This window comes from Pseudomonas sp. RL_105y_Pfl2_101 (assembly GCF_963970585.1).
In the GTDB taxonomy this organism is placed as follows: Bacteria; Pseudomonadota; Gammaproteobacteria; order Pseudomonadales; family Pseudomonadaceae; genus Aquipseudomonas.
Genome location: NZ_CAXAPG010000069.1, coordinates 1 through 6527, shown reverse-complemented (window position 1 = coordinate 6527; position 6527 = coordinate 1). Strand labels below are relative to the sequence as shown.

4 protein-coding genes are annotated in these 6527 nt (G+C 60.3%); all 4 read right to left on the bottom strand.

The genetic code is table 11. From position 1 onward, the window contains the following. A partial coding sequence (locus AACY31_RS28055; protein ID WP_339505548.1) for a DUF6708 domain-containing protein occupies positions 1–260 on the bottom strand: 260 nt, incomplete at its 3' end. Between the two features lie 479 nt (positions 261–739). Beyond that, the gene (locus AACY31_RS28050) at positions 740–4066 is read right to left on the bottom strand and encodes a T6SS effector BTH_I2691 family protein (RefSeq protein WP_339505547.1); all 3327 of its coding nucleotides are present in this window, start codon (positions 4064–4066) and stop codon (positions 740–742) included. Continuing rightward, entirely contained in the window at positions 4063–4998 is a 936-nt protein-coding gene (locus tag AACY31_RS28045) for a hypothetical protein (protein WP_339505546.1), read from the bottom strand. Before AACY31_RS28045 ends, AACY31_RS28050 begins: the two co-directional genes overlap by 4 nt. After that, on the bottom strand, positions 4995–6527 hold a 1533-nt coding region (locus AACY31_RS28040), incomplete at its 5' end, for a type VI secretion system Vgr family protein (protein WP_339505545.1). The genes AACY31_RS28045 and AACY31_RS28040, both read right to left, overlap by 4 nt.

The following is a 6527-nucleotide window of genomic DNA, read 5'->3' as shown; positions in this document are numbered from 1 at the left end:
ACGTGGTGGGTGCCAGGTTTCACCACGGCGAGGGTGACGGTTTCGATGAGGCCGCCACTGCCCAGGGGGCCGTATACGCTGCAAGCTTCGGCGCGCAGATCATCCCAGTCATAGACTTCGGTCCGTATGCCCCAGGCGCTGCGGCTGAAGGGCTTGAGGCCGTTATGGCAGAAGCGATAGACATAGACTTTGCGTCGCAAGCGGTTGAAACGGATGGGTTCGTCGCGGGGGGCGGCGGTGTCCATCCGCCAGATGAACACGCTTCCCCATAGGGGGGTGATAAATCCGATGAGACCGAAGAAATGAAATATAAACGAGGGTATATCTCCAGTCGATATAAGGATAACGGTCCAAGCGACGGGAGGGATGAGAGCAAACAGGAACATACAAGGAGCCATCCAGACACCAATCCCACGAGTCCTAACTGTGGCGCGCGCCAGTTCAAGGCATACATCGTCAATATGGTTGGGGGGATTTGAAAGTACAGGGGGGTAGGGGTCAGTGGACGGTGGCTCATTCGGCCCCGGCAGGTCGCGCTTCCAGCCAGGAGCGGGTTTATCGAGTAACGGTGTTTTAAATAGCATGATTAGCAGTTCCGATTCTGTGGGAGAGCCACTTGCTACCCAGGCCTGTGACCGAGCGAGCAGGGTAACCAACGGGCAGGGACGCTGTTTCTGAGCGTCAGCGATGGTCGGCCCTGAGTAAAAATGCGCAGACCATTTGTGCGGGCGCCCATGGTTTACAAGCTGTCCATCAAGACGAGCTCCGCATAGGCATCGGGGATGTCGCGATCGGGCCAATAGGTCACCGACAAGGTCGTCGCTTCAATGTTGTGCCGGCGGGTGTCGGGCAACAGTACAATGTCGCCTTTGATGTCCTTGACCTGCTGGGAACTGGCGTCGGTCAATTCGACGGTGCGTATTTCTTGGATGGGTGTGGTGCTGTCGGCCCGGTAGTCAGGCTTGTTCGGGCGTTTGGGTACGGCCAGCGCCGCTCGGCGTTCGCTTCCTGCCGTTGCCAGGATAGGGGGATTCAACTCGCCTTCGGCCAGCACTTCGCCGCCGGTGTACTGGTTGGCCGCGCCATCGCCGTGACGATGAACCGTTAGTGACCAGCGATAGGCCGACCGGTTGGCGTCGAAGAGCGGCAGAACCAGGCGATACTCAAGGTGCTGTTCATGGACCGGCGCGCCTACGCTACCCATGGGGCCGCCCCAGCCATGCGAGCCGCTATCGACGATTCGCAAGCGAAAATTGACACCGGCCTGTACGCCTATGGTAGCCGCATTGAGTTCGGCAATGGCGACGTGGGCGTGTTCAGGTTTGTTCCAGTGAATGGGTGGGACTTCGTTATGTTTGCCGAAAAAGCAACGGCGAGCCCAGCGGTCGAGAGGTGTCGACTCTTCGCTTTCGGCCCATTTGTACAAACCATATCCTGCTAACCCGAGAAGTATGGCTATCCCGAGTGGGCCAAGCAAAGCTGTGCTTCCATAGGCTGCGGCAGTTATGCCAAAGATCGCTCCAGCGCCCGAAAATCCTGTAGAAAGCGCATAGAAACCCGCAGCAGAGGCATCACCCGCTTTGGAAGTACGACTAGCCGCAAACCCCGCTCGCGTCGCATCATACAATCCCGCCACAGCAGCAATACTCCCCCCGGCCCGTACGAACACGTTGCCCAAACGTGCAGTCGCTGTTGCGGCGTTCATCCCCTGGGTAGACAAACTGCTCACCTTCTGCACCTGCTCAGCCCCTTTTTCCAGTGCGATACCTACGATTTCCACGCCTCCCCCCAACACCCCCAAGCTACTGCCATACAACGCCAACCTGGCCTCAATAGCCTTCTCCCCCATCGCCTGTTCTACATCCTTGAGACTCTTGTTCAGCGAGTCGCTAAGCAGGTACATCCCGCCCATCGCCAGCAACAGCTCGCTACTGCCGACCGCGCCACGCAGCCCGGTAAAGCCGGTACGCACCCATTGAGCCGCCAGGTACGAGGACACCTTGACGCCCTGTAGCACCTTGCGCGCTTGCGGGTCCAGTGTGCCAACCCCAACAGCGATTTCGACCAGCGCAGCGTGGGCACCTTTACCCAGCTGATCCACGCCGAGGTTGGCCTGGCGCATCAGAGTGTCCTGTAGCTCGCTGACCTGGCCTTCCACCCAGACGCTGATGGTCACGCTGAGGTTGGCGATCTTGGGGTCCAGCACCGCCAGGCTCAGCAGGCCGCCCTGAATCAGCGGGCGCACCTGTTTGCGCGTCTTGCGGGCCTCATCGTCGATTTTGCCCAGCTCGTCCTTTAGGCCTTCCCAGGTGCGGTCGATGGCATCCGCGGCCTTGCGTTGCAGGTTGCGCAGGTGCTCGCATTGCAGGGCGTAGTATTCACCTAGCTTCATCTTCACCTTGAGCTCGGTCAGATGAATACCGCTGTACAGCAGTTGACTGGCGCTGTTGATGCGCGAAACGACCCGTTCCACACCAGGGCCGAGCGACGGTTGCAAGCGGGCGGCAGCGGCGTTGAGGGCGCCGAGAAGCTGTGCCATGGCTTGCTGTAAACGGGGGCGGACATGGTGCTTGAAGTCGTCGTTGCCGATGAGCTTGGTAATGGCGGAATAGAGCTTTCCACTGTCGTTCCAGTCGGTATCGCCTGTCGCCTTGAAACTGGGCAACAAGTCGGCCAGCAAGCGTTTGTCACGCAAGAGAAGGGCACGGTAGATCGGACTCTGTGGGTCGTTCAGCCAGTCACTCCAGAGGGAGGCGGTATGGCCGTCATCTTGTGTCGCGGGCGCTTCACTGATGCCACCCTCCAGGCACAGCGCCATGGTCTGGCTGTAAGCCATTCCTGACGGGCGATCATCGCCGTCGTAGTCGTTTTGCTCGACACACGCAAACAGGCTGGAGCGACACGCTGCCGCATAGGCGTGTGCGCTTTGGTCGATGTAACGCTGATAGTTCGCGCATTCTTGCTCATAGCGTTGGTGAAACCGGGCACGGCTTTGTTCGTCGTAGCGTTCCTCCAGGTTCTGGTTGGCGGCCAGGGTGCGTTTCTGCACGATCCGCTCGCGTTGCTGCTCAGGGCTGGAAAATACCGGTGGGCCATCGCCGGTCATGGCCTCGACAGACGCCGGTAGGGGCGTTTGGCCTTCTGCCCGTTCGCGATGTACTTCGCGAATAGCCAGCAGTAACTGAGAAGTCTGGTATTGATAAGCCCGGTCCGGGTCGTTCATCCAGGTCTGTCGCTGCTGGATCCAGCGGTTGCGGGTGTCGTTGAACTCCTGCACCAGGCCGATGATGTCATCCAGTACAAACGCCAGGACGCCTTGTTGGAGCTTCTGCTGTGGGATGGCGTTGCGCAGGAAGCCCTTCAGCGCGCTCAGGCGATGGGCACGGCTATGAAAACCATGCACGCTGTCGAATCTTGACGTTGGCTTCTGCGGCGGATGCTCATAGAAGCGCCAATCGGGTTCGGTAGTGATGGGCAATGGGGCCGTCTGGTGTTGCTGGTATTCGTAAACCTGCTTGTCCACTTGCAGGTTTTCATCCGTCATGGCTAGGCCCACGCTGGCGGGGTTGTCGCGTGCGCTGGCGAGGTCGAGCTTGTGGAAACGCTCTGAAGCATGGCCGGCCTTATACGCGTCCAGCACGCTGGCCGGCCACGGGTCGCTGGCAAAGGCCAGCCACGCCTGGGTGTGTTTGTCGGTGTCGATGTTGAGAAATGATGCCGGGCAATCGTGATTGGCCGAGACGCAAGCATCGGACAGTGGGGTCTCGTTGGCAGGCGCAGGTGCGTAGGGGTTGAATTGACGTAGATAACCGTCCGGGCTGACCTGATAGGCCTGCCAGATTTTGCGATCCAGCAATACATACAGGTAACCCGCGCGTAACGTGCGTAAGCCCATGCGGGTATCAATACGCACGGTATCCGGCCGCACCGATTCATTGGGTGAGCGTGGCACCAGCGCGTGACGCAATGGCAGGATGGGCAGCCCTTTACGTTGACAGGCCTTGCATTGATCTTTTGAAGCGGCGGTCTCGGCTATGGCGATGCTCAGTTGTGTGCCCAAGGTCATTGAAGTGCTCCGGCATAGGTCAGATCCGACACGGCCCGCTGCCAGGCGTTGTCGTTGTAAGGGGCTAACAAGTGGCTGAGCGGCGCTTGCCCTTGGACCGCTTGCTCGATCAGGGCGCGAACGCCGATGTGCTGATGCAGGCGCGGATGCAGCATCAGGCGGTGCAAGGCCAATGTCAGGATGTCGTCTTGGTGGCTAAGCCCCAACTGGCGGGCTTGCTGGATCTGGATAAAGGCCTGTGCCGCCGCTTGGGGCGGGAGTGCAGTAGAACCGTTCCAGCGGGCGGGGGCATACGTCAGCGGCAAGCGAAGGGCGCGTCGCCAACTGCTTAGCAGGGCAGACACCATGGGGGCATCCTGCTGTACGGCAGTCGTGCGGGTATGCGGGGCGGTGCGACGTTCGGGGACGCCTACCAATACGCTGCCGGTACCGCTGCTGGTGGGCAGCAACCAGTGTCGGATCGGCCACCAAGGTCCCTTATTGTTGCGGAAGGTGCCAGCCAGCAACTCCAGACGCAACGGCTCATGTATCGGGAAATACGTTCGCCCGTGCTCCAAGGGAAGTTGTCCTAGCGACACGATGTGGGCGCTTAGGTCCGAGGATGGGGCGTTGCTACTGAGCCAGCCGCAAACGTAACGTTTGTTACGATCCAAATCCTCATGCGCGCGTAAGGCAGATCGCGCCAATAGTTCTTGCGATGGCGAGACGCCGGGCGTAGCGAGGGTCACCAACGCTGGGCAGGCCGATGGCGTATGAATTAGATCGGGCCGATGCACAGGCGTGACGGCGTCATTGCCAAGCGTTCGACGCAGCGCCTCAATGTGTAATGGATCATCCGCGGCGCAGTCGCCCAAGAGGTCGAGTAGCAGGTACAGCGTTGCATCGGACGCATGCTGTTCGGCGACGAACGCCTGGACGCTACCCGGGGTCATTGGTTTTTCTCCACGCAGGTCTGCCCTGACTCGGGTTGCAATTGCAGGGTCAGGGCTTGGCCGGCGCCTGGGGCCGTGGAGGTTATCGGGCCACGTAGGGTTATCGCTACGCCATTGAGGTGGATGCCTTGCGCGTCCAGCGTGAGGCTGCCACCGGGGCTCTGAAAGACCACACGCTCACTGGCTTGCAGTTGATAGACGGTGGTGGTGTGGTGCATGCCTTGGCCGGCAGTTAGACGATGTTGCCCTGAGATGGTCTGCTGGCAGTGACCGCCCACTTCGCTTTGGTGATTGGCCGTTGTGGTGTCGTAGCGGTTGTTGCCGACCCGCTCACTGCGATCCCGACCGACAGTTGTTTCATAGTCACGTCCCGACGAGAGCGTGTGGTCCCGGCCGATCACGTGGGACTGGTCGTTCCCGACAGTGATCTGCTCGTCATTGCCTACTTCTTCTTTGCGGTTATTACCCACAAACGTCGTGTTGTCGTGCTTGACATGAACGTTCTTGTCTTTCTGGGCATGGATAAACACCTCCTCCTGCCCCAACTCATCCTCAAAACGCAGCTCATTAAAACCCTCGCCCTTATGGGTCCGGCTCTTGATGGTCATCCGCGTCTTGTGTTTGGGCAGCGGGTAGGGCGGCAGGTTGGTCTCGCGGTACGCGGTCCCAGTGGCGATCGGCTGGTCGGGATCCCCGTCCAGATAGCTGATCACCAGCTCTTGGCCCACACGCGGGATCGCCATGGAGCCCCAGGTCGCTCCGGCCCAGCCCTGGGTGACGCGGATCCAGCAGGAGCTGTGGTCGTTGTTCTTGTCCGAACGATCCCACGGGAACTGCACTTTCACCCGTCCCCATTCATCGCAATAAATCTCTTCCCCCGGTGGCCCAACCACCGTGGCGATCTGCGGGCCGTCGATGCAGGGTTTGTCACGCAACGGCGCCTTCCAATCCGAGGTCCAGCGGATAGCTGTGGCCTTCAAGGTGTAAGAAGTACCGAGGCCGCTGCCAAACGATTCTTCCTGCAAACTGGTGTGCTGTTTGCCTTCGTGCTGGATGGCGATGGTGCGCCAGCGATCATTGAAATCCTCGCGCGGATGATCGTTGAGATCGAACGCCAACCCCGGTTGCAGGCGCGCGTCGTCTCCTTCCAGATGGGCCAGCTTGGCGTCGTTGCGCAGCGCGGCCAGCCGCGTCTTGGTAAAGGGCTTGCCGGCGATGTCGCGCTTGTAGCGCCCGGGATAGTTGTAGCGTTCGTAGTCCTTGTGTTGGTTGTTCAGGTCCTGGTCGCCGGTGGCGGTGTGCTGCTGGTTGTAGCGCGGATGGGTGAAGGTATAGTCGCGCTGCACCTGCACGGCGGTGCGCACCTGTTCGGTGTAGTGGAAGCGGGTCAGTGCCGGTTCCGGGGCATCGCCGCCACTCATGGGTTGGTAGATCACTGGGCAATCGGTGTGGGTGCCGATGGTGCCGAGGCCGCCGACGCGGTCGGTGAGGACGAGGGTGTGGCCGTCGGCGCGGTGTTCGAAGGTATA